The organism is Pseudomonas fulva NBRC 16637 = DSM 17717 (genome assembly GCF_000730565.1).
Classification (GTDB): domain Bacteria; phylum Pseudomonadota; class Gammaproteobacteria; order Pseudomonadales; family Pseudomonadaceae; genus Aquipseudomonas; species Aquipseudomonas fulva.
This window is the reverse complement of the sequence record NZ_BBIQ01000005.1, coordinates 236,574-258,338: the sequence shown is the minus strand read 5'-3', so window position 1 is coordinate 258,338 and position 21,765 is coordinate 236,574. Positions and strand designations below refer to the sequence as shown.

19 protein-coding genes, 4 tRNA genes and 1 pseudogene are annotated in these 21,765 nt (G+C 58.9%); 15 read left to right on the top strand and 9 right to left on the bottom strand.

Annotated features, from left to right (window positions below):
- The first annotated feature begins 176 nt into the window (after nt 1-176).
- The gene (locus PFU01S_RS08015) at nt 177-731 is read left to right on the top strand and encodes a histidine phosphatase family protein (RefSeq protein ID WP_027914573.1); all 555 of its coding nucleotides are present in this window, start codon (nt 177-179) and stop codon (nt 729-731) included.
- Here PFU01S_RS08015 and PFU01S_RS08010 read toward each other — a convergent pair.
- The 4 genes and pseudogenes from PFU01S_RS08010 to PFU01S_RS08000 all read right to left on the bottom strand — a co-directional run bounded on the left by PFU01S_RS08010 (nt 713) and on the right by PFU01S_RS08000 (nt 4,546).
- On the bottom strand, nt 713-1,498 hold the full coding sequence (locus tag PFU01S_RS08010; RefSeq protein WP_027914574.1) for a sulfite exporter TauE/SafE family protein: 786 nt from the start codon (nt 1,496-1,498) through the stop codon (nt 713-715). The genes PFU01S_RS08015 and PFU01S_RS08010 overlap by 19 nt on opposite strands.
- Before the next feature lie 142 nt (nt 1,499-1,640).
- Nucleotides 1,641-2,381: a methyl-accepting chemotaxis protein gene (locus PFU01S_RS22880; protein ID WP_371259668.1), complete on the bottom strand. Its 741-nt coding sequence runs from the start codon at nt 2,379-2,381 to the stop codon at nt 1,641-1,643.
- Between the two features lie 114 nt (nt 2,382-2,495).
- Nucleotides 2,496-3,527: pseudogene (locus PFU01S_RS22875) on the bottom strand (HAMP domain-containing protein); the annotation flags it as partial.
- Between the two features lie 140 nt (nt 3,528-3,667).
- Nucleotides 3,668-4,546, bottom strand: a complete 879-nt coding sequence (locus tag PFU01S_RS08000) for a LysR family transcriptional regulator (RefSeq protein ID WP_027914576.1) — start codon at nt 4,544-4,546, stop codon at nt 3,668-3,670.
- Between the two features lie 99 nt (nt 4,547-4,645).
- Between PFU01S_RS08000 and PFU01S_RS07995 the strand changes: the two genes are divergently transcribed.
- Entirely contained in the window at nt 4,646-5,074 is a 429-nt protein-coding gene (locus PFU01S_RS07995) for a PACE efflux transporter (protein WP_027914577.1), read from the top strand.
- A 37-nt stretch (nt 5,075-5,111) separates the two neighbouring features.
- Here the strand turns inward: PFU01S_RS07995 and PFU01S_RS07990 are convergent, their stop codons facing one another.
- From PFU01S_RS07990 to folD, 4 genes are all read right to left on the bottom strand, one after another.
- Nucleotides 5,112-5,780, bottom strand: coding sequence for a GntR family transcriptional regulator (locus PFU01S_RS07990; protein WP_027914578.1), 669 nt, complete (start codon nt 5,778-5,780; stop codon nt 5,112-5,114).
- 15 nt (nt 5,781-5,795) lie between these two features.
- On the bottom strand, nt 5,796-6,500 hold the full coding sequence (locus PFU01S_RS07985; protein WP_027914579.1) for a FadR/GntR family transcriptional regulator: 705 nt from the start codon (nt 6,498-6,500) through the stop codon (nt 5,796-5,798).
- A 44-nt stretch (nt 6,501-6,544) separates the two neighbouring features.
- Nucleotides 6,545-7,855: a C4-dicarboxylate transporter DctA gene (locus tag PFU01S_RS07980; protein WP_027914580.1), complete on the bottom strand. Its 1,311-nt coding sequence runs from the start codon at nt 7,853-7,855 to the stop codon at nt 6,545-6,547.
- Nucleotides 7,856-8,465: 610 nt separating this feature from the next.
- The gene (gene folD, locus PFU01S_RS07975; protein ID WP_027914581.1) at nt 8,466-9,323 is read right to left on the bottom strand and encodes a bifunctional methylenetetrahydrofolate dehydrogenase/methenyltetrahydrofolate cyclohydrolase FolD; all 858 of its coding nucleotides are present in this window, start codon (nt 9,321-9,323) and stop codon (nt 8,466-8,468) included.
- A 270-nt stretch (nt 9,324-9,593) separates the two neighbouring features.
- On the opposite strand from folD, the gene PFU01S_RS07970 reads away from it, so the two are divergent.
- The 11 genes from PFU01S_RS07970 to PFU01S_RS07920 all read left to right on the top strand — a co-directional run bounded on the left by PFU01S_RS07970 (nt 9,594) and on the right by PFU01S_RS07920 (nt 19,381).
- Nucleotides 9,594-9,670: transfer RNA gene (locus PFU01S_RS07970), tRNA-Arg, on the top strand.
- Nucleotides 9,671-9,711: 41 nt separating this feature from the next.
- Nucleotides 9,712-9,787, top strand: a tRNA-His gene (locus tag PFU01S_RS07965).
- A gap of 51 nt (nt 9,788-9,838) precedes the next feature.
- Nucleotides 9,839-9,923: transfer RNA gene (locus PFU01S_RS07960), tRNA-Leu, on the top strand.
- A gap of 36 nt (nt 9,924-9,959) precedes the next feature.
- A tRNA-His gene (locus PFU01S_RS07955) sits at nt 9,960-10,035 on the top strand.
- Between the two features lie 324 nt (nt 10,036-10,359).
- Nucleotides 10,360-10,659: a DUF6388 family protein gene (locus tag PFU01S_RS07950; RefSeq protein ID WP_027914582.1), complete on the top strand. Its 300-nt coding sequence runs from the start codon at nt 10,360-10,362 to the stop codon at nt 10,657-10,659.
- 246 nt (nt 10,660-10,905) lie between these two features.
- On the top strand, nt 10,906-12,219 hold the full coding sequence (gene tig, locus PFU01S_RS07945; RefSeq protein ID WP_028686925.1) for a trigger factor: 1,314 nt from the start codon (nt 10,906-10,908) through the stop codon (nt 12,217-12,219).
- Nucleotides 12,220-12,309: 90 nt separating this feature from the next.
- Nucleotides 12,310-12,951: an ATP-dependent Clp endopeptidase proteolytic subunit ClpP gene (gene clpP, locus PFU01S_RS07940; protein WP_023536171.1), complete on the top strand. Its 642-nt coding sequence runs from the start codon at nt 12,310-12,312 to the stop codon at nt 12,949-12,951.
- Between the two features lie 108 nt (nt 12,952-13,059).
- Nucleotides 13,060-14,343 (top strand): ATP-dependent Clp protease ATP-binding subunit ClpX, encoded by a 1,284-nt coding sequence (gene clpX / locus PFU01S_RS07935; RefSeq protein ID WP_023536000.1) that lies wholly within the window; start codon nt 13,060-13,062, stop codon nt 14,341-14,343.
- A gap of 162 nt (nt 14,344-14,505) precedes the next feature.
- Entirely contained in the window at nt 14,506-16,902 is a 2,397-nt protein-coding gene (gene lon / locus PFU01S_RS07930) for an endopeptidase La (RefSeq protein ID WP_027914584.1), read from the top strand.
- Nucleotides 16,903-17,053: 151 nt separating this feature from the next.
- Nucleotides 17,054-17,326 carry an HU family DNA-binding protein gene (locus PFU01S_RS07925; RefSeq protein WP_028686926.1) on the top strand — a complete coding sequence of 91 codons (273 nt, stop codon included), beginning with the start codon at nt 17,054-17,056 and terminating at the stop codon, nt 17,324-17,326.
- 183 nt (nt 17,327-17,509) lie between these two features.
- Complete coding sequence (locus tag PFU01S_RS07920) at nt 17,510-19,381, top strand: SurA N-terminal domain-containing protein (protein WP_027914586.1); 1,872 nt, start codon at nt 17,510-17,512, stop codon at nt 19,379-19,381.
- Between the two features lie 72 nt (nt 19,382-19,453).
- Here PFU01S_RS07920 and PFU01S_RS07915 read toward each other — a convergent pair whose 3' ends face one another.
- Nucleotides 19,454-20,494 (bottom strand): patatin-like phospholipase family protein, encoded by a 1,041-nt coding sequence (locus tag PFU01S_RS07915; protein ID WP_028686927.1) that lies wholly within the window; start codon nt 20,492-20,494, stop codon nt 19,454-19,456.
- Between the two features lie 164 nt (nt 20,495-20,658).
- Between PFU01S_RS07915 and PFU01S_RS07910 the strand changes: the two genes are divergently transcribed.
- Entirely contained in the window at nt 20,659-20,937 is a 279-nt protein-coding gene (locus PFU01S_RS07910; RefSeq protein ID WP_023536014.1) for a hypothetical protein, read from the top strand.
- 14 nt (nt 20,938-20,951) lie between these two features.
- Nucleotides 20,952-21,731 carry a CHAD domain-containing protein gene (locus PFU01S_RS07905; protein WP_027914588.1) on the top strand — a complete coding sequence of 260 codons (780 nt, stop codon included), beginning with the start codon at nt 20,952-20,954 and terminating at the stop codon, nt 21,729-21,731.
- Nucleotides 21,732-21,765 lie beyond the last annotated feature (34 nt).

Here is a 21,765-nt window from a genome sequence, read left to right as displayed (position 1 = left end):
GGGCTGTGAAAAATCTCAATGCTGTGTACTCATGTGACCGTGCTCAGGACGTTTGACGATAATAAATGCCTTAGGCCAATGAATCACCTTGTGCACGCTAAGCCGATCCTGACGAGGTCATTAGAACAGTCGCCTTCCCTGTTAACCTGTTCATTCCTACACCCGAGGCCTACAAGGTGAAAGCCACTCGCCTTACCCTGATCTGCCATGGATTAACGCTGGCCCAAAAGCGCGGATATTTCCCTGAGCCGGCAGACTCACTGGTGTCCATGCCCCACCGCAGCGTACCGCACGGCGGATCTCAGATCCTCACAGCGCCGGAACAACGCGCTCAGCAAACCGCCCTGGCCTGGGGTGATGCAAAGATTGCGTCAGGATTGGCGGATTGCGACATGGGGCGATGGCAAGGGCTGCCATTGAAGCGCCTACAAGCCGAGCAGCCGTCGGCCTTGGCCGACTGGCTGGAGAACCCCGCGAGCGAGGTACATGGAGGGGAGTCCTTTCAGACGCTTTGCCAACGCATGAGCGCTTGGCTAGGAGATTTTGATTGGCCGGGCGAATGGTCCGCGGTCACTCACCCAATGGTCATGCGTGCAGTATTGGTACAGGTGCTGGGCTGCCCAATGACGGCAGGACAACGTATCGATGTCCTGCCGTTGTCACGCATCGAGTTAAGCTTCAGCGGGCAGTGGCGGTTGCGGATCAACTGCCCTCAGAACGCCAGCTTATAGCCAATCAACAGCAGCATCGTAGCGAGGCATGGGCGCAGCACTCGGTCCGATATGCGCCCAGTCAGATGGCTACCCAGGTAGATACCTGGCAGTGAACCCAGCAGCAGGTAGCCGAGCAATGACCAGTCCATGTTACCCATGCCCGCATGACCCAGCCCAGCCACCAGCGTGAGCGGGACGGCGTGGGCTATCTCGGTACCCACCAAGCGTCGTGTGATCAGAGAAGGGTAGAGCAGGAAGAGCGCGACGGTGCCCAGGGCGCCAGCCCCGATGGAAGTGAGCGTTACCATGACACCCAACACCACCCCGGTCAGAACAGTCAGAGTATTGAGGCTACGATCGCTCAGATGGTAATGGTCACCGGCATGGCGGCTGGCGAATGCCTGCAGACGCGATTTAAACAAGATAGCCAAGGCTGTGAGGATCAATACAACGGCCAGGCCCTGCTTGATAATCGCATTTACCGCCGTGGTGTCGGTGTGAAGCGTACTGAGGAACCACAACGTCAGTGCAGCGGCGGGAACGCTGCCGAGGCTCAGTAGCCCCGTGATCTTCCAGTCGATGTTCTTGTTGCGCGCATGCACCCACACGCCGCTGGCCTTGGTGATCGCCGCATAGAGTAGGTCGGTGCCTACTGCCGTTGCCGGGTTAATCCCGAACCACAGCAGGATTGGCGTCATGAGCGAGCCACCGCCTACACCCGTCATGCCAACAATGAAGCCTACGACCAATCCTGCAATGGTAAAACCGAAAGAACCTACATCCATACGCTACTCGACTGCCCAGCTTTGCCCGTTATCGGATGCAGCCAGCATATAGATTTTTTTATAGCTAAATAGACTTGTTCGTTATTAGGTTATAACTGGGGCAACCCTGCTTAAGGAGCTGCCCCCGATACGACCCTGATCGTCAGATTCGGAAGCTACCCACCAGTTGCTTCAATCGGCCGGCTTGCTGGGCCAATTGATCGCAATGGCGCAGCGTTTCATTGAGGTTTTCCACGCCCTGCTGATTCAAGGCATTGATCTGGGTGATATCCAGGTTGAGGCTTTCCACTACGGCAGTCTGTTCTTCGGTGGCAGTGGCCACTGACTGATTCATGCCGTCGATTTCGCCGATGCGCTGAGTGACGCTGGCAAGGCGCTCACCTGCCTGGTTGGCTACCTGGACGGTTTGCTCACTGGAAACCTGGCTGGTATTCATCGTATGCACCGCCTCGCGTGAGCCTACCTGCAGGCCAGTGATCATTCGATGAATTTCCTCGGCCGATTCCTGCGTACGGTGGGCAAGGTTTCGCACTTCATCGGCCACAACGGCAAAGCCACGGCCGGCCTCGCCTGCACGAGCGGCTTCGATGGCCGCGTTCAAGGCCAACAAGTTGGTTTGCTGAGAAATGCCCTTGATCACATCAAGGATCTTGCCGATTTCATCGGTGCTGGCGTTCAGGGTTTCGATTTGTGCGCACGATTCGCTGATGCGTTGCGACAGCGAGGTCATGGCGCTGATCGCTTCCTCCACCACGGCACGGCCATCGTGGGCCTGCTCACTGGCGCCGCTCGCATGCTGCGATGCATCAGCTGCGTTACGCGCGATTTCCTGGGTCGCGGCACCCAGTTCATTGATCGCTGCTGCCACGCTGTTGGTGCGCATGCTTTGTTCTTCAGAGCCGTTGATGGACGCATTGGAAGCGCTGACGACTTTTTCAGACAGGTCGTGGACCAGTCGTGTGGCCGACGACACCTCGCTGATGGAGGCATGGATACGCTCGACAAAGCGGTTGAAGGAGGTGGCCAACTCGCCGAACTCATCCTGATGCTGCACCGCCAGCCGGCGGGTCAGGTCACCTTCGCCTTCGGCGATGTCACGCATGGCACGACCCATGGTGGTCAAGGGGCGCATCAGCACAGGAATCAGCAAGCCAAGCAGGCCTGCGATAGCAGCGACCGCGATGAGCATGGCAATCAGCGCCGAAGTACGGAACTGGCTCAGGGCTACATAAGCCTTGTCCTTGTCGATCGAAAGACCGATGTACCACTTGGCCGAGGGCAGGCCCGCTACCGGCGCAAACGAAATCAAACGTTCCTGGCCATTGAGCACGACGTCCTGCATACCCGGTGCTACGCGCAGATTGGCGCCAGGGTAGATGTCCTTCAGGTTTTTCATGACCTGGTCTTTGTCGGGGCTGACGATCACCTGGCCGTCGCTGTCGGTAAGAAACGCGTGGCCTATGCCGCCAAAGTCGACACTGTTGATGATTTCGACCAGCGTATCGAGGCTGACGTCGCCGCCCACCACGCCCAATAGCTCGCCATTGGACCGACTTTTGACCGGGATGGCTACCGTCACCACCAAGCCACCCACGGCCGCTTGATAGGGTGGGGTCAGCAGGGTCTGGCCGGCATTGGCAGCTGCGCTGTACCAAGGGCGTTTACGTGGATCGTAGTCGGCAGGCATTTGCGCATCCGGGCGCTGCGTGAACACCCCGTTGGCCTGGCCCATGTAGGTGAACAGGAAGTTGCGTGTATAGGAAGGCTGATCCACCAAGCCTGCGAGGGTATCCCCCGTTCCAAGCTGGGCAATGTCTTGCGCAAGGTTTTCCAGCACGAGAATGCGCCCGCTCATCCAGTTCTGCACGCTGCTGGCGGTCAATGCGCCGGATTGTTCGACCGAAGCCTCGATGTTCTGCCGGATCGTATTGCGTTGCAGGTAATCGTTGTACAGCGTGAACAAGGCGAATGCCAATACTACTACGCCGCTGGCGCTGAGCAGAATCTTGTGGCGAAATTTCAGGTTCATGTTTCGAGACCTTGAGCCATTAACGGGAGGGCGCAGCGCGGGTGTGGTGCGCTATCAGCCCTGTCGAAAGGGGTATCGGCGTGGCGGATAAAAGGTTGATACGCCTACGGAAATTTCTCACAGCTTTCGACAAGCGGCGATCACCTCAAGGCCAGCCGCTCGACCAGCATCCTTGCAGCTTTCAGCAACGGTTGCTGCTTGCGCCAGAACACATGCACCGGGAGTTGCAGCTCATTGCGCGTGTTATGGAAGGTCAGACGTTGCAGGCGGCCCGCGTCCAGTAGAGGCGCGACCCTGGACAGCGGCAGATCACCCCAACCCAGGCCTGCCTCGACCATCTGCAGGGCGATATCGAAGCTGTCAGTCGTCCAATGCGTGGCACCAATGACCATGCGCGGATCGCTCAATGGCAGGTCGCGGCTGCGTACCAGGATCTGCCGCACGGCTGTAAGGTCTTCGAGGTTCTGGATTGCACCAGGCCGTGCGGCCGGGTGATGGGGAGCGAGGGTCGCCACCAGAGACTCGACACCCATCAGCTGAAACCCGCGCTGCGGGTCAACTTGAAGCCCTGCAAATGCCACGCACAGGTCTGCCCGACCACTGTCCAGCAAACCCAACGCTTGTTCTTGCGGCGCACTCAGTATCGCTATTTCCAGCAATGGATAACGTTCGCCGACCTCGGCAATGGCAGCTATCAAGGGCCGCTGGTCAACATCTGGAACAACCGCCAACGTGAGGTTGCTCTCCAGGCCTTGGGAAAGCTCTACAGCATGGACTTGCAGCAAACCCAACTGCTCGGCAATCAACCTCGCATGGGGCTCAAGTGCCAGGGCCTGGGCTGTGGGGCGAACCTCGCGAGGTCCGCGCTGGAACAGGTCATAACCCAGCTCGGCCTCCAGGTTGCCAATTGCCATGCTGATTGCCGAGGGCACGCGCTGCAGGCTGCGCGCGGCAGCAGAAAACGAGCCTCTGTCCAGGACGGTGAGAAAGACCTGGATGGTTTCACTGTTAAATGACATACGCTTCTCCTGTCAGTCAGGCTGAAAGCTGCTAACTTTTGCTGTCAGATCTAATGACTCACTATACCCGGCCCACGCTATTTGAATGAGGTCGATGCAGTGCAGGGTTTGAAGCGCAAACTGGTTTATGTAACGTTCTATGAGTTGATTGGGTTGTGCATGTCCACCTTGGGCTTGGCCTACCTGTCCGATACCCAGGCCTCTCACACGGGTCCGCTCGCGGTGATGATCACGACCATCGCCATGATCTGGAACCTGATCTACAACACGTTGTTTGAGTATTGGGAAAGCCGGCAAGCCACACGAGGGCGCAGCGTGGCTAGGCGCGTAGTGCACGCAGTAGGGTTTCAGCTGACCCTCGTGATCTACCTGATTCCGCTGATCGCGTGGTGGTTGGACATGAGTCTGGTCGATGCACTGTTGGTGGACATGGCATTCATCGTGCTGGTGCCTTGCTACACCTTCGTCTACAACTGGGCCTTCGACAAACTATTCGGCCTGCCCAGTTCGGCAATGGCTGCAACGTGAGGCGCCGCTGTCAGTAGGCCTTGACGACCAACCCGGCTCAGTCCAGTCGGAGCTTGGTTTCAAGCCGGTCAAGATGCTCGTTCATCAGGGCGAGGGCTGCCTGTGCATCGCCTCGCTCGAGCGCGTCGATCAGCGCTGCATGTTCTTGCCAGGCGCAATGGTCACAGCACGGTGACTCGTAGCGCGCGATGATAAGGGACGTCATGGGCACCAACCCATTGAGAAAGCGCGACAACGGTTCATTGGCAGCCATCTGGGCCAGTTTCAGATGAAACTCCCCACCCAGACGTATAGCGGCGCAGCGTTCGCCTTTTTCATGGTGCATGCGTTCACGCTCGACCAATTGGCGTAGCTGCTTGAGTTGCCCGGGACGGGCGCGCTCGGCGGCCAGGGTAATCAGCGTGGTCTCGGCAAGCCGCCGCGCGCTCAGTACCTGGCGCGCCTGATTAGGATCGGGCGCAGCCAAGTGAGCCGTGTGGCTTGGACGTTGCACCACTACCCGCTGGTCGCTCAAGCGGCCCAACACCCGGCGGATGACCGTGCGGCTCACGCCGAATGCCTGGCCCAGCGCTTGCTCTGGCAGCAAGGTGCCAGGCGGCAGGCGCTGCTCCAGAATGGCATCGAACAACCGTGGGTAGATCTGTTCAGCAGAAAGTCGGGTCTCACCGGCTGCAAGCAGATCGGGCAGGCGATGTGTACCATTCATGGTCGCTCTCCTGGATTATGGGTGCCGATGTTCGTCAGGAACATTGAGCGCAATGCCCATGCGCGAACCCTCGGCAAGAATGTGTTGGCGCATCTGGGCGCTGGCTTGTGTGCTGTTGCGCTCACGGATCGCGCGCACCACGGCTTCATTTTCCTTGAGCCGGGCAGCCAGGTGCTCGGGCGAATTGCGCAGCATGTCGGCGCTTTGTTTCAGGGCATTTCCCGTTTGCTCCACTACGCTCTGGAAGATCGGGTTGGTGGTCAGGGCAAACAGCGCCTGGTGGAAGGCAATGTAGGCGTTCATGCCTGCTTCGCTGTCATCGGCCTCCAAGGCTTCACGCATATCCATCAGGGTCAGCCGTAGCTGGCCGATGTCCTGGCTGTTGGCCGACTGAGCCACCAGTCCGACGATGAAGGGTTCGAGGGTGTAACGCAGCTCCAGCACATCGGCGAGGCTGGCCTGTGCACTGCTAGTGGGCGCCGAAGCCGAGGCAGTTGGCTCGGCATCCAGCACCAGTACACCTTTGCCAGGCAAAGCGCGCACCAGCCCAAGGGTCTCGAGCACGATGACCGCCTCACGCAGGCTCGGGCGGCTGATGCCCAGTTGTTCGGCCAGTTCTCGCTGGCCTGGGAGCATGTCGCCACTGCGCCATTGGCCACGGGCGAGGGCTTGACGCAGCTTTTCCACCACAGCGTTGACGACGGTTGATGAGCTGATCACGTTTCGCTCCTTCAGGGGCCGGCATGCGAGCCGGCCCTTTTCTTTCAGAATTCCTGTTGGTGGGCTGCAGGCTGCTTACGCGGGTTGTGCGCAAAACCAGGCTTGCCGTCGAGCACATTCTGAGCGCGCTCCAGGTCGATGTCTTTTTCCCAGCGGGCGATGGCCACGGTGGCAACGCAATTTCCGATCAGGTTGGTCAGTGCGCGCCCGATCCCCATGAACCAATCCACGGCCAGTACCAACACCAGGCCCACCACCGGGATCGCAGGGACTGCCGTCAGTGTCGCGGCAAGGATCACCAGCGCCGATCCGGGAATCCCATGCGCGCCCTTGGACGTCACCAGTGAAACCAGCAGGATCGTCAGCAGGTCGGTCATCGCCAGGGGCGTACCGGTCGCGTTGGCGATGAAGACGATGGCCAAGGTCAGGTAGATGGAGAAACCATCAAGGTTAAAGGAATAACCGGTGGGAATCACCAGCCCGACTGTCGAGCTGCCGATGCCCAGGTGTTCGAGCTTGCGCATGATTTGCGGGAGCACGGCATCGGAAGAAGCCGTACCCAGAACGATGGTCAGCTCTTCGCGCAAATACTTGATCAGGGGCAGCAGTTTCAGCCCCGACAAGCGCATGACGGTACCCAGCACGATCAGCACGAACCCTGCACACGTCAGGTAGAACAGCGCCACCAAGCCGCCCAGATGCTGCAGCGACTCCAGGCCGTACTTGCTGGTGGTGAAAGCGATGGCGCCGAACACGCCAATGGGCGCCAGGCGCACGATCATGCCCATGATGCGGAAGATCACATGGCTGAGCTCGTTGATCAGCCGTGAAATGCCCGCAGCCGAGTCGCCGACCAGGTTGAGCGCGCTGCCGAACAGTACCGAGAACAACAGTACCTGCAGGATATTGTTGTCGGCGAAGGCGCCTATCACCGAGGTGGGGATCAGGTCCATGAAGAATGCTGTGGCGCCATGGATGTGCTGACCACGTTCGGCCAGGCTGCTGGCGTCAGCGCCGGACAACTGGTCGAGGTGGATATTGGCGCCGCTACCGATACCACTGGTGAATGCGAACACCAGGCCAATGATCAGGGCCAGCGTGGTAAGCACTTCGAAGTAGATGACCGATTTGAGGCCGATGCGACCGACCTTCTTTAGGTCACCGGCACCGGAAATGCCGCTGACCACTACGCAAAAGACGATCAGGCCGATCAACATCTTGATCAGCTTGATGAAACCATCGCCAAGGGGTTTGAGCTGCAAGGAAAGGTCGGGGAAACTCAGGCCGCAAGCAACGCCAAGGGCCAGCCCCAGCACGACTTGAAGGAAGATCGAACGCGAGCACCATTTGAGCATGGGAGTGATCTCAGGTCGGTGTCCTTGCTTCGTTGGCCGCACGGGGCGAATGAGCGCAGGACTTAATTATTGTGGTCTTACCGGTTTGTTCAGCGCCTGGCCATAAAACGCCTAATCGCGGAGCAATGCAAGCAGTTTTGGCCTTACCGGTCTGACCAGTCATGGTGCGCGTAGGCTCTTTATGCTCTATCAATGTGCAGTGAGCGCAAGATCACCAATCCAAGAACCCAGAGCCTAGGCGGCGGGATATAGGCAGCAATAAGCTTGCCAGTGGAGCGCAGCGTTAAGCGCGAGGGACCATGGGATACAGGCCGCGGGTGGCCTAAAGGCCCGAGCGGGCTCAGCATGTATAGCGCAGACGTGTTTCTTGCAAGCCCAATGCGGTAATGAGTTGCTAGATCATTCTGTGCAGTGGGAATTGCCGCGCGTTGGCAGGAAGGGCCAGGAGGAGTTCTGGCGTTGGATGGCAGGGGCAGTGATTAGCGATGACTACATGCGGTGGCAGGACGCCCAGGCTAACCGATAATCGAATTCGCCTGAATCAAAATGGGGCGGCCGATGACCGCCCCTCGCTCACGCAATGACGGCAGGGCCGCCATGCTCGCTCGCCTCAATCGCCGTGAAGCGTCTCGGCCGCATACAAGGTGTTTTCCAACAGGCAGGCGCGGGTCATCGGGCCCACGCCACCCGGTACCGGGGTAATCCAGCCAGCACGGGGGAGGGCGGTTTCGTAGACGACGTCGCCCACCAGCTTGCCATCTTCCTGACGGTTGATGCCGACATCGATGACGATGGCGCCTTCCTTGATCCATTCACCCTTGACCAACCCGGGTTTGCCCGCGGCTACGACCACCAGGTCCGCGCGCCCAACATGTCCTGCCAGGTCCTGGGTGAAGCGGTGGCACACGGTGATCGTACATCCGCTGAGCAACAACTCCAGCGCCATTGGCCGGCCAACGATGTTGGAGGCCCCGACGATCACGGCATTCATGCCGTACAGGTCCTGCCCCGTGCTTTCAAGCAGGGTCATGATGCCTTTGGGTGTGCAGGGGCGCAGCAGCGGAATGCGTTGTGCGAGGCGACCGACGTTGTAGGGGTGGAAGCCGTCCACATCCTTGTCCGGGCGGATGCGCTCGAGCAGCAACGATGCGTCGAGGTGCGCGGGCAGCGGCAGTTGCAGCAGGATGCCGTCAATGGACGGGTCGTCATTGAGACGATCGATCAGTTCAGTAAGTGCTTCTTGCGTGGTGTGACTCGGCAGGTCGAAGGCCTGCGACAGGAAGCCTACCTCTTCGCAATCCTTGCGCTTGTGCGAGACGTAAACCTGGGAGGCAGGGTCGGTGCCGACCAGAATCACTGCCAGGCCCGGCGTGCGCAGGCCCTCCTGGCGCCGCTGCGCGACACGTTGAGCGATTTGCTGGCGCAGCTTGGCGGCAATCGCCTTGCCATCGATTAGTTGTGCAGTCATAGACGCGTGATTAACCATCGGAAGGGAAACAATAAAGAACGCGTATTCTCGCACGACATGGCCGGAGGGCAAAGGCGGGCGGTCGGGCAAATGCCCTAACCCCTTCAATAATTTAAATTTTTTTTAGAAAGTTGTTGACGACCCCAGGGGTCGGCTATAAGATTCGCCGCACTTGTCGGGCACAGCCTAGCACTGGTTGGCGAAGTCGGGCAGAATGAGTCGTTTGGCAGTGAGCTGTCAGTGCCTTGTTCGGTTAGGCTTCATGCTTAAGCGCCCGTAGCTCAGCTGGATAGAGCATCCGCCTTCTAAGCGGATGGTCGCAGGTTCGAGTCCTGCCGGGTGCGCCACTTAGGCAGCTTTGGCAAGCAAGGTGATTGAACGCGTTTTGGTGGGCGTAGCTCAGTTGGTAGAGCGCTGGATTGTGATTCCAGTTGTCGTGGGTTCGATTCCCATCGTCCACCCCATATTCTTCAAAGGCGCCGCGCTGTAACTGGCGCCTTTGTTTTAAGCGTTACGCGGACGTGGTGAAATTGGTAGACACACTGGATTTAGGTTCCAGCGGCGCAAGCTGTAAGAGTTCGAGTCTCTTCGTCCGCACCATGCTTCAGTAAGGCAGTACCGTTACACCGCAATATGGTGGGCGTAGCTCAGTTGGTAGAGCGCTGGATTGTGATTCCAGTTGTCGTGGGTTCGATTCCCATCGTCCACCCCATCTTTATATGAAAGGCGCCTTGATCGTGAGATCGGGCGCCTTTTGTTTTTGGTGCGTCCGGACCCTGAGTGAGTGCGTGGCGTGGCTGATCCTGTGGTAATCAGGGCAGTCATCGCGCTCGACTCGCCCGCTCCCAAGGGGGCTGGCTCGCCACACGGGCGGCTCCGCTGCTGGCCGCACCTTTCAGGTGAACCGCCGACATGAAGCGGGGGATCAGTATTTGTTGCTAGCCGCCCTTGCAATCCGCTGGTGGCATCCCAATAAAAGCTGATAGATTTCAGCCGGTTGAAACCCGGTGAAGCGGGAAGTACCAGGACATAGCCAATGATCGCAAAAGAAGCCCGCCAGGCTGCCGCGCTGCAGCGTTTCGCCGAAGCGAACCCTCACCTGCTCGAAGAGATCCGCGCGCTGGATGCTCGTGAGCAGGCGCAGCAAATTCAGTGGGCGTTCGAGGATGCCGCTGAACAACGAGGCATCCAGCCCTGGGAGCTCGCACTTGAGCTGATCGCTGAAACCCCGGAGCAATTGCGGGCTATGCGCTTGGAGACCCATCGAGAGGTGGCCGATGCGCTTGGATTGTCCTGGGAGGAGTACTGCCAGTTCAACGAGATCGAGCTCGAATAAGGGCCGTGCGGTTCAAGGTGTATTTGTTGAGCAAGATGTTGCGGCACGTATTGGCCGGAATGTCGGGCCAGGCTTATTGGAAACAGGTCGCGCGGTGTGCCGTGCGGCCCTTGAAAGTTAATCGACCGGCGTTGTTTCAGGTCGTCCCGAGTGGGGTGACTTCTGCAGCGCGACTCACTAGAATGCTTGCCCTTGATTCTGGAGTCGGGCTAACGCCGGCTAACGTCTGTGCAACGAGGAATATCCATGCAAGTTTCTGTTGAAAACACTTCCGCTCTCGAGCGCCGCATGACCATCGCCGTTCCGGCTGAGCGCGTCGAGAACGAAGTCAACAAGCGTCTGCAGCAGACTGCCAAGCGCGCCAAGGTTGCCGGCTTCCGTCCTGGCAAGGTGCCCATGAGCGTGATCCGTCAGCGCTTCGAGGCCGATGCCCGCCAGGAAGCCTTCGGTGATCTGGTTCAGGCTTCCTTCTACGAAGCCATCGTCGAGCAGAAACTGAACCCTGCCGGCGCGCCGTCCGTAGAGCCCAAGTCTTTCGAAAAAGGCAAGGACCTGGAGTTCGTCGCGGTCTTCGAAGTGTTCCCGGAGTTCACCGTTGCCGGCCTGGAGTCGATCAACGTCGAGCGCCTGAGCGCCGAAGTCGCCGATTCCGATCTGGACAACATGCTGGAAGTGCTGCGCAAGCAGAACACGCGTTTCGAAGCCGTCGAGCGCGCCGCTCAAACCGACGATCAGCTCAACATCGACTTCGTTGGCAAGGTTGACGGTGAAACGTTCGCCGGTGGCTCGGCCAAAGGTACTCAGCTGGTGCTGGGCTCCGGCCGCATGATCCCAGGCTTCGAAGACGGCCTGGTCGGCGCCAAGGCTGGTGAAGAGCGCGTCGTCAACGTGACCTTCCCAGAGGATTACCAGAACCTGGACCTGGCCGGCAAGGCCGCCGAGTTCACCATCACCGTCAACAGCGTGTCGGCCCCTGTGCTGCCTGAGCTGAACGAAGAATTCTTCGCACAGTTCGGCATCAAGGAATCGACCCTGGAAGGCTTCCGCGCCGAAGTTCGCAAGAACATGGAGCGTGAACTGCGCCAGGCCATCAAGACCAAGGTCAAGAACCAGGTCATGGACGGTCTGCTGGCCGCCAATCCGATCGAAGCGCCAAAGGCTCTGCTGGAAAACGAAGTCAACCGTCTGCGCGTGCAGGCTGTTCAGCAGTTCGGTGGCAACATCAAGCCTGAGCAACTGCCGGCCGAGCTGTTCGAAGAGCAAGCCAAGCGCCGTGTTGCGCTGGGCCTGATCGTCGCAGAAGTGGTCAAGCAGTATGACCTCAAGCCAGACGATGCCAAGGTTCGCGAAATGATCGAGGAGATGGCCTCGGCTTACCAGGAGCCTGAGCAAGTCATCGCTTGGTACTACAAGAACGACCAGCAGATGAACGAAGTGCGTTCGGTTGTACTTGAAGAACAAGTTGTGGATACTGTTCTGCAGAAAGCGACTGTGACTGACAAGTCGGTCTCGTATGAAGAGGCCGTCAAGCCAGCCCAGGCACCTGACGAAGCCGAGTAAGCGGTCTTTTCGCAGGAAGCCCCCACAAGCCAGCCTTCGCGCTGGCTTGTGTGTATTCAAGCCATGACTATTTGGGAGTGAGCGCAGGACATGTCCCGCAATTCTTTTATTCAGCAGAGCTCTGACATCCAGGCTGCAGGCGGCCTGGTCCCTATGGTTATCGAGCAGTCCGCCCGTGGCGAGCGCGCCTACGACATCTATTCGCGCCTCCTGAAGGAGCGCGTGATCTTCCTTGTTGGCCCGGTCGAAGACTACATGGCCAACCTCGTCGTCGCACAGATGTTGTTCCTTGAGGCGGAAAACCCGGACAAGGATATCCATCTGTACATCAACTCGCCGGGTGGGTCCGTGACCGCCGGCATGTCGATCTACGACACCATGCAGTTCATCAAGCCGGACGTATCGACCATCTGCATCGGCCAGGCCTGCAGCATGGGTGCGTTCCTGCTCGCCGCCGGTGCCAAGGGCAAGCGTCACTGCCTGCCGAACTCGCGCGTGATGATTCACCAGCCACTGGGCGGGTTCCAGGGCCAGGCTACCGATATCGAGATCCATGCCCAGGAAATCCTGAACATCAAGGCGCGCCTGAACGAGCTTCTGGCCTACCACACCGGCCAGGATCTGGAAACCATCAAGCGCGACACCGAGCGTGACAACTTCATGAGCGCCTCGCGCGCAGCCGAGTACGGCCTGATCGACTCGGTATACGACAAGCGGCAACTGGCTTCCTGAAGCGGGAGGCCAGGGCAGGTAGGCGCATGACGCGCCTGCCTGCGGACTTGAAAAAGCCCGCAATTGCCTTCATCTTGTGTTGCAAGCCTACCGGATTGGATCGATCGAATGACTGACACCCGTAACGGCGAGGACAGCGGCAAATTGCTTTATTGCTCCTTCTGCGGCAAAAGCCAGCACGAAGTGCGCAAACTGATTGCCGGGCCCTCGGTATTTATCTGCGACGAGTGCGTCGACCTGTGCAATGACATCATCCGCGAGGAGGTGCAGGAAGCCCAGGCCGAAAGCAGCGCGCACAAATTGCCTTCGCCGAAAGAAATCAGCGGTATCCTCGACCAGTACGTCATTGGTCAGGAACGCGCGAAAAAGGTGCTTGCCGTGGCGGTTTACAACCACTACAAGCGCTTGAACCAGCGTGACAAGAAGGGTGACGACGTCGAGCTGGGCAAGAGCAACATCCTGCTCATCGGCCCGACGGGCTCGGGTAAGACCTTGCTTGCCGAAACCCTGGCGCGCCTGTTGAACGTACCGTTCACGATCGCGGACGCCACCACCCTGACCGAGGCCGGTTATGTGGGTGAGGACGTCGAGAACATCATTCAGAAGCTGCTGCAGAAGTGCGACTACGATGTGGAAAAAGCCCAGATGGGTATTGTCTACATCGACGAAATCGACAAGATTTCGCGCAAGTCGGACAACCCGTCCATCACCCGTGACGTTTCGGGTGAAGGTGTGCAGCAAGCTTTGCTGAAGCTCATCGAGGGCACTGTTGCTTCCGTCCCTCCACAGGGCGGCCGCAAACACCCGCAGCAGGAATTCCTGCAGGTTGATACCCGCAATATCCTGTTCATCTGTGGTGGCGCGTTCTCCGGCCTTGAAAAGGTCATCCAGAACCGCTCCACCAAAGGTGGCATGGGCTTCGGTGCTGAAGTGCGCAGCAAGGAAGAGGGCAAGAAAGTCGGCGAGTCTCTGCGTGAGGTCGAGCCTGACGACTTGGTCAAGTTTGGCCTGATCCCCGAGTTTGTGGGCCGCTTGCCAGTATTGGCAACGCTTGATGAGCTGGACGAAGCAGCGCTTATCCAGATCTTGACCGAACCCAAGAACGCGCTGACCAAGCAGTATGCCAAGCTGTTCGAGATGGAAAGCGTCGACCTCGAGTTCCGCAGTGATGCGCTCAAGGCCGTTGCTCGCAAAGCGTTGGAGCGCAAGACTGGCGCCCGTGGCCTGCGTTCCATTCTGGAAGGCGTGCTGCTCGACACCATGTACGAGATTCCCTCTGCGAAGGAAGTCAGCAAGGTGGTGATCGATGAAAGCGTCATCGAGGGTACCTCGCAGCCGCTGATGATCTACGAGAACAGCGAGCCGCAAGCCAAGGCCGCGCCTGACGCCTGATTAAGGGGCAGGTCGCCTGACCGTGTAGCACAGAGGGGGCCTTGGGCCCCCTTTTTGCTTTTCCTGCGCCAGCGCTTGTAATTTCGTGGGTGTACCCCCACATTAGGTCCAAACATCAATTCCACGGTTTCCGGCCACTAAGGCCGCTGTAGAGGCGAAATCATGAAGACCACCCTCGACTTGCCTCTTTTGCCATTGCGCGACGTCGTTGTTTACCCGCACATGGTCATCCCGCTGTTTGTGGGGCGTGAGAAATCCATCGAGGCCCTCGAAGCCGCGATGACGGGCGAAAAGCAGATTCTCCTGCTCGCCCAGAAAAACCCGGCTGATGACGATCCGGGCGAAGACGCGCTATACCGCGTTGGTACCGTAGCCACCGTGCTCCAGCTGCTGAAACTGCCTGACGGTACCGTGAAAGTGCTGGTCGAAGGTGAGCAGCGGGGTACTGTCGAGCGCTTCAGTGAAGTCGATGGCCATGTGCGCGCCGAAGTGTCCCTGATCGACGAAACCGAGGCTGTAGAGCGCGAGTCGGAAGTATTTGTGCGCACACTGCTTTCGCAGTTCGAGCAGTACGTGCAACTGGGCAAGAAAGTGCCTGCCGAAGTGATGTCATCGCTCAACAGCATCGATGAGCCCGGGCGTCTGGTCGACACCATGGCCGCCCACATGGCCCTGAAGATCGAGCAGAAACAGGAAATTCTGGAAATCGTCGACCTGCCAACGCGGGTCGAGCATGTCCTGGCACTGCTTGATGCCGAGATTGACCTGCTGCAGGTCGAAAAGCGCATCCGTGGCCGGGTGAAAAAGCAGATGGAGCGCAGCCAGCGCGAGTACTACCTGAATGAGCAGATGAAGGCCATTCAGAAAGAGCTTGGCGATGGTGATGAGGGTCATAACGAGCTCGAGGAGCTGAAAAAGCGTATCGAGGCCGCTGGCCTGCCCAAGGACGCCATGACCAAGGCCCAGGCTGAGCTGAACAAGCTCAAGCAAATGTCGCCGATGTCGGCTGAGGCCACCGTAGTGCGTTCCTACCTGGACTGGCTGGTTCAGGTGCCTTGGAAAGCGCAGAGCAAAGTGCGCCTGGACCTTGCCAAGGCCGAAGACATTCTTGATGCAGACCACTACGGTCTGGAAGAGGTCAAGGACCGTATTCTCGAGTACCTTGCCGTGCAAAAGCGCGTCAAGAAAATCCGTGGCCCAGTGCTGTGCCTGGTTGGCCCACCTGGCGTGGGCAAGACGTCCCTGGCCGAATCCATTGCCGCTGCGACCAACCGTAAATTCGTGCGCATGGCCCTGGGCGGGGTACGGGATGAAGCTGAAATCCGCGGCCACCGCCGGACCTATATCGGCTCCATGCCCGGCCGGTTGATTCAGAAGATGACCAAAGTGGGCGTTCGCAACCCGCTGTTCCTGCTCGATGAAATCGACAAGATGGGCAGCGACATGCGCGGCGATCCGGCCTCGGCACTGCTGGAGGTGCTGGACCCCGAGCAGAACCACAACTTCAACGATCACTATCTGGAGGTCGATTACGACCTGTCGGACGTGATGTTCCTGTGCACCTCCAACTCGATGAACATCCCGCCAGCGTTGCTGGACCGGATGGAGATCATTCGTCTGCCGGGTTACACCGAAGATGAAAAAATAAACATCGCAGTCAAATACCTGGTGCCCAAGCAGGTCAAGGCGAACGGCCTGAAAAAAGAAGAGCTGGAGATCGATGTCTCGGCCATTCGCGACATCATTCGTTACTACACGCGCGAAGCGGGTGTGCGTGGTCTTGAGCGTCAGATTGCCAAGGTCTGCCGTAAGGTCGTCAAGGAACATGCAGGGCAAAAGCAGGTCAACGTCAAGGTGACCGGCGAGCAGCTCGAACACCTTCTGGGCGTGCGCAAGTTCCGTTATGGCCTGGCCGAGCAGCAGGACCAGATCGGCCAGGTGACGGGTCTGGCATGGACACAAGTGGGCGGCGAATTGCTCACCATCGAGTCCGTGGTCATTCCTGGCAAGGGCCAATTGATCAAGACCGGTTCGCTCGGTGACGTCATGGTCGAGTCGATTACGGCCGCGCAGACAGTGGTGCGCAGCCGTGCCCGCAGCCTGGGGATCGCAGCAGACTTCCATGAAAAGCACGACGTTCATATTCATATGCCCGAAGGCGCCACCCCCAAGGATGGCCCGAGTGCAGGCATCGGCATGTGCACCGCGCTGGTGTCGGCACTCACTCAGATACCTGTGCGCGCGGATGTAGCGATGACAGGCGAGATCACGTTGCGCGGCCAGGTTCTGGCCATTGGCGGGCTCAAGGAAAAACTGCTGGCCGCACACCGGGGCGGCATCAAGACGGTGATCATTCCTGAGGAGAACGTGCGCGACCTGAAGGAAATCCCGGAAAATATTAAACAGGATCTGCAGATCAAACCGGTCAAATGGATTGACGAAGTCCTGCAAATTGCGCTGCAATACGCCCCGGAGCCCTTGCCAGATGTGGCTTCCGAGATTGTCGCGAAGGACGATAAGCGCGACAGTGAGGCAAAGGAAAGAATTAGCACGCACTAACAGTTTCAGCCCGGGTGGCTTTCTTGACAGTATTTTCGGCGCCTTGCTATAAAGCGGCACGTGAGTGTCATCAGGCCACCCAGCACCGTTTTCACACGCTTTTCTTTACATACTTAGAAACATACTCAATAGAGCACAAGGGGACTTACGAGTGAACAAGTCGGAACTGATTGACGCTATCGCCGCACATGCAGACATTCCCAAAGCCACTGCTGGCAGAGCGCTGGACGCAGTGATCGAAACCGTCACCGGCGCCCTGAAGCAAGGCGACTCTGTCGTTCTGGTCGGCTTCGGCACCTTCACTGTCAAGGAACGCGCTGAGCGTACTGGCCGTAACCCGCAGACCGGTAAGGCGATCAAAATTGAAGCCGCCAAGGTTCCAGGTTTCAAGGCAGGTAAAGGCCTGAAAGACGCCGTCAACTAAGTCGTCTCTTTCAGCCGGACCCGGCCAGGCCAGGTCCGAGCACGCTGAAGGCGGGACGCAAACGTTACCGCCTGATTCGTATGCTAAGAAAAGGCGCATCCTCGGATGCGCCTTTCTTTTATCAGGACTCTACCCACGCTCCGCGGTTGTCGACGCAGTGGTACAGCCGTCTCTGGGGGACGCATGCTGCAAAATATCAGGGACAATTCACAAGGTTGGATTGCCAAAACCATTATCGGTCTCATTGTCGTATTAATGGCATTGACCGGGTTCGAAGCCATTTTCCAAGCCGCCAGCCACAGCCAGGATGCTGCCAAGGTCAACGGCGAAACGATCAGCCAGAACGAGCTGAGCCAGGCGGCCGACATGCAGCGCCGCCAGCTGGTGCAGCAACTGGGCAAGGACTTCGATCCTGCGCTGCTTGACGACAAGCTGCTGCGTGAAGAGGCCCTCAAGGGTCTGATCAGCCGCAAGCTGTTGCTCGAAGGTGCGAAGGATGCCAAATTCGCGTTTTCCGATGCTGCGCTCGATCAAGTCATGCTTCAAACGCCGGAGTTCCAGGTTGACGGCAAGTTCAACAGCGACCGCTTCGACCAGGTCATCCGCCAGATGGGCTATGGGCGTATGCAGTTTCGCGAAATGCTCGGTGAAGAAATGCTCATCGGGCAGTTACGTGCCGGGATCGCCGGCAGCAGCTTCGTAACCGATCAGCAAGTCGATGCTTTTGCACGCCTTGAGAAGCAGACCCGCGATTTCGCGTCCTTGACCTTCAAGGCCGACCCAGCCGCGATCAAGATCAGCGACGAAGAGGTCAAGCAGCACTATGACGCCCATGCCAAAGAGTTCATGTCGCCTGACCAAGTCGTTATCGATTACGTAGAGCTCAAGAAATCGTCGTTCTTTGACCAGGCCAAGGTCACTGACGAGGCGCTCAAGGCTCAGTACGAGAAAGAGATCGCCAACCTGGCCGAACAGCGCCGCGCGGCGCATATCCTCATCGAGGTCAACGACAAGACCACCGATGCCCAAGCCAAGGCGCGTGCTGACGAAATCGAACAGCGCCTGGCCAAGGGTGAAGATTTTGCCGCGTTGGCGAAGGAATTTTCCCAGGACCCAGGTTCGGCCAGCAACGGCGGTGACCTTGGCTTTGCCGGCCCTGGTGTGTACGATCCGGCGTTCGAACAGGCGCTGTATCAGCTGCACGACGGTCAGGTCTCAGCCCCGGTTCGTACCGAATACGGCTATCACATCATTAAGCTGCTGGGCGTTGAAGCGCCCGAGGTGCCGAGCTTCGCGAGCCTGAAAGACAAGCTGACCCGCGACCTCAAGACGCCACTGGTCGAGCAACGCTACGTGGACGCCAGCAAGCAGTTGCAGGATGCCGCTTACGAGGCCTCCGACCTGGTGCAGCCGGCCCAGGACTTGAACCTCAAGGTGCAAACGTCCGCTCCGTTCGGTCGCGAAGGCGGCGACGGTATCACTGCCAACCGCTCCGTGGTGCAGGCAGCGTTCTCGGAGGAAGTGCTGGAAGAGGGTGCCAACAGCACCGCCATCGAGCTCGATCCGGAGACGACGGTGGTACTGCGCGTCAAGGAACACCGCAAGCCTGCACAGCTGCCACTCGAGACGGTTGCCAAGAACATTCGCGAGCATCTGGCCAAAGAGAAAGCCACCGCTGCCCTCAAGGCCAAGGCGGACAAGCTGATCGCGGGGCTGCGTGACGGCTCCATCGCCCCTGGAAGCGTTCAGGAAGGCCAGGGCTGGAAGCCCTATGAAGCCGTCTCGCGTGGTCAGGAAGGTATCGATCCTGTCGAGCTGCAGGCATTGTTCCGTCTCGGCAAGCCGCAAGCCAAGGACAAGCCCGTCTATGGCAGCGTCGTGCTGCGTGATGGCAGCCTGGTCGTGCTGCAACTCAAGGGTGTCAATGACGGTGCTGCGGCCACTGATGAAGAGAAGCAGCAGATCCGCCGCTACTTGGCGTCTCGTGCGGGTCAGCAGGACTTCGCCGCCTACCGCAAACAGCTGGAGGCCAACGCGGACATCACGCGTTACTAAAGCCGTTTGGAAACACGCGACAGGCCGCTATAAGCGGCCTGTTTTTTTTCCTGTGCGCAGGCACCGCAAGCGTTAGCGTTTGACACCCTCATGATTGTCCAATGTGTCGCGTGCGATCTCGCGGCCCAGTGCGATCAGCTCGGGCGCCTTGTAGAACTCGAAGAAGCGACACACACGCTTGGGAACGTTGATCAGTACGTCAGGCGGATAGCCGGCGATCTTGTACTGCGCCAGTGAAGTCTGCATGACTTCGAAACTCTGGTTGATCAAGTCCAGCAGCGAGGCCGGCCCTACGTTGTCGATGATGAACGAACCGGTGGCAGACTTGGGCGCGCCTTCGCTTTCGGGGGCCGCCGTAGGCTGCTGTGTCTGCGGATCTGCCGATTCGGCCAGCCACGGGTTCACGGGGGAAAAACGATCGCGCGTCATGCCTTTTTCAATACGGACCAACTCTTCGGCGGGCTTGCGGCGAAACGGCAGGTGCGAGCCAAGCGAGTTGATCAGTGCATCGAATCTCATCTTGAAGGCTGCAGGTCGCTCTATCACTGGAAGTTGATACTGCTTCTGGTTGGTGGCGTTGAGGTTGACCGCAATGATCAGGTCGCAGTGGCTCGATACCACGGGCACGATGGGTAACGGGTTGAGGATGCCGCCGTCGACCAGCATTCGGTTACCTTGAACCACGGGCGTGAATAGACTGGGTATGGCAGCCGAGGCGCGCATGGCTTGGTGCAGGCAGCCTTCCTGAAACCAGATTTCCTGTTGGTTGGTCAGGTCAGCTGCAACGGCGGTATAAGGAATGCGCAATTGCTCAATGTTGATGTCGCCTACTATCTTGCGGATCTGACCGAATACCTTGTCGCCCCGAATAGCGCCCAGACTGAAGCTAACATCCACCAGGCGCAGGACATCCAGATAGTCCAGGCTCTCGATCCAGCGTTTGTATTGCTCAAGCTTGCCTGCAGCGTAAATGCCGCCAACGACCGCTCCCATGGAGCACCCGGCAATGCAGGCGATTTCATATCCGCGGCGTTCGATCTCCTCGATCACGCCGATGTGCGCATACCCTCTGGCCCCGCCTGATCCGAGCACCAATGCCACGCGTTTGTTCATCAACTTCCCTCAGCGTTCGCCACTTAAGCTCTACAATGCACGCATCGTACCCTTGGCAGCAATGCGCAACCTGTCGAGGACCTGCTTGGTCAAAGCCAGGCGGGCACTTTTACAAGGGGTTGGCGTCGAACATGCATTGTTTCTCTCCCTCAGAGGTTTAGCTGATGAAAGCCTGGATCTGCCTGCCGTTGATTGCCCTGACCCTTGCTGGTTGCGCTGGCAAGACGGCGTACCGTGACAGCTGTGCCACACAACTGGACGCCGCCTGGAAGGAGCTTGACCTGGCCAAGGCTGAAGGCTTTGCGGGGGCCGTGAGTTATTCCAAGGCGCTGTCGCTGCTTACAGGCGCCAAGACGCAGCAGCAATTCGAGGGTTACGAAAGCTGCACGCGCAAGGCTGAAAAAGCACGCTTCTACATCCGTGAGTCCCGTGCCGGCCGTTGATCGAGGGTTGCCACATGTCTGACATGCTTGATCACCTCATCGCCCAGATCATCACCTTGCACGTCAGGCTCCTGGCGTGCCGCGAACGCCTGGCGGTCGACACTGACAGTGAAGCCCTGCACGACCTGCGCACCACCGTGCGCCGCCTGCGCAGCCTGGTACGACCACTGCGCGGGCTGCCTGGTGTGGAGCAACTCGAAAGTGCCGCCAAGGCGCTAGGGACGCTCACCACGCCGCTGCGCGATGCCGAAGTGCTGGGCGCCGCCCTCATTACCCAAGGGTTCGAGCAGGCCGGGCGCAGGCGTCTGCAAGGGCGAGGGCCATCCTACGCCAGCGTCGCACGTAGCCCGCAGCTGACCCGATTACTGGGGGCGGTGGATGCGTTTCCCGCGTTTTTGCGTGGCGCAGATCGCGATGGCCTGATTCAGGCGTTGGACAAGCGTATCGAGAAACGCTTGCGCAAACAGTGGCGCAAGCTGACCGAGGCCTTGCAGGATCCCAATCACGATCGTCACCGGTTGCGGTTGCTGATCAAACGAGCGCGGTACGCAGACGAAGCCTACCCCCAGTTCGGCCACGCCCCGAAGAAGCTCAAACGCACCCTGAAACGAGCACAGGGCGATCTGGGGGATTGGCATGACCGTCTGCAATGGTTGCTGCAAGCGCAACAGCACGCCGATCTGGCGGGCTGCATTAGCGGATGGCAACACCAGTTGGAAGAGGCCGAGCGGCGGTCGGACAGCACGCTGGACGCGTTGGGTGCTGCGTTGGCCCGTCGCAAGCCCGGACAATGACCGATATGAAGGCTGTTGCAGGGGCCAGGGCCGG

Coding starts and splice junctions, on each gene's coding strand:
- clpX (WP_023536000.1), top strand. CDS start 13,060: ATGACTGACACCCGTAACGGCGAGGACAGCGGCAAATTGCTTTATTGC.
- PFU01S_RS07950 (WP_027914582.1), top strand. CDS start 10,360: ATGATCGCAAAAGAAGCCCGCCAGGCTGCCGCGCTGCAGCGTTTCGCC.
- PFU01S_RS07980 (WP_027914580.1), bottom strand. CDS start 7,855: ATGCTCAAATGGTGCTCGCGTTCGATCTTCCTTCAAGTCGTGCTGGGG.
- lon (WP_027914584.1), top strand. CDS start 14,506: ATGAAGACCACCCTCGACTTGCCTCTTTTGCCATTGCGCGACGTCGTT.
- clpP (WP_023536171.1), top strand. CDS start 12,310: ATGTCCCGCAATTCTTTTATTCAGCAGAGCTCTGACATCCAGGCTGCA.
- PFU01S_RS07910 (WP_023536014.1), top strand. CDS start 20,659: ATGAAAGCCTGGATCTGCCTGCCGTTGATTGCCCTGACCCTTGCTGGT.
- PFU01S_RS08000 (WP_027914576.1), bottom strand. CDS start 4,546: ATGTCATTTAACAGTGAAACCATCCAGGTCTTTCTCACCGTCCTGGAC.
- tig (WP_028686925.1), top strand. CDS start 10,906: ATGCAAGTTTCTGTTGAAAACACTTCCGCTCTCGAGCGCCGCATGACC.
- PFU01S_RS07905 (WP_027914588.1), top strand. CDS start 20,952: ATGTCTGACATGCTTGATCACCTCATCGCCCAGATCATCACCTTGCAC.
- folD (WP_027914581.1), bottom strand. CDS start 9,323: ATGACTGCACAACTAATCGATGGCAAGGCGATTGCCGCCAAGCTGCGC.
- PFU01S_RS08010 (WP_027914574.1), bottom strand. CDS start 1,498: ATGGATGTAGGTTCTTTCGGTTTTACCATTGCAGGATTGGTCGTAGGC.
- PFU01S_RS22880 (WP_371259668.1), bottom strand. CDS start 2,381: ATGCGCACCAACAGCGTGGCAGCAGCGATCAATGAACTGGGTGCCGCG.
- PFU01S_RS07990 (WP_027914578.1), bottom strand. CDS start 5,780: ATGAATGGTACACATCGCCTGCCCGATCTGCTTGCAGCCGGTGAGACC.
- PFU01S_RS07915 (WP_028686927.1), bottom strand. CDS start 20,494: ATGAACAAACGCGTGGCATTGGTGCTCGGATCAGGCGGGGCCAGAGGG.
- PFU01S_RS07920 (WP_027914586.1), top strand. CDS start 17,510: ATGCTGCAAAATATCAGGGACAATTCACAAGGTTGGATTGCCAAAACC.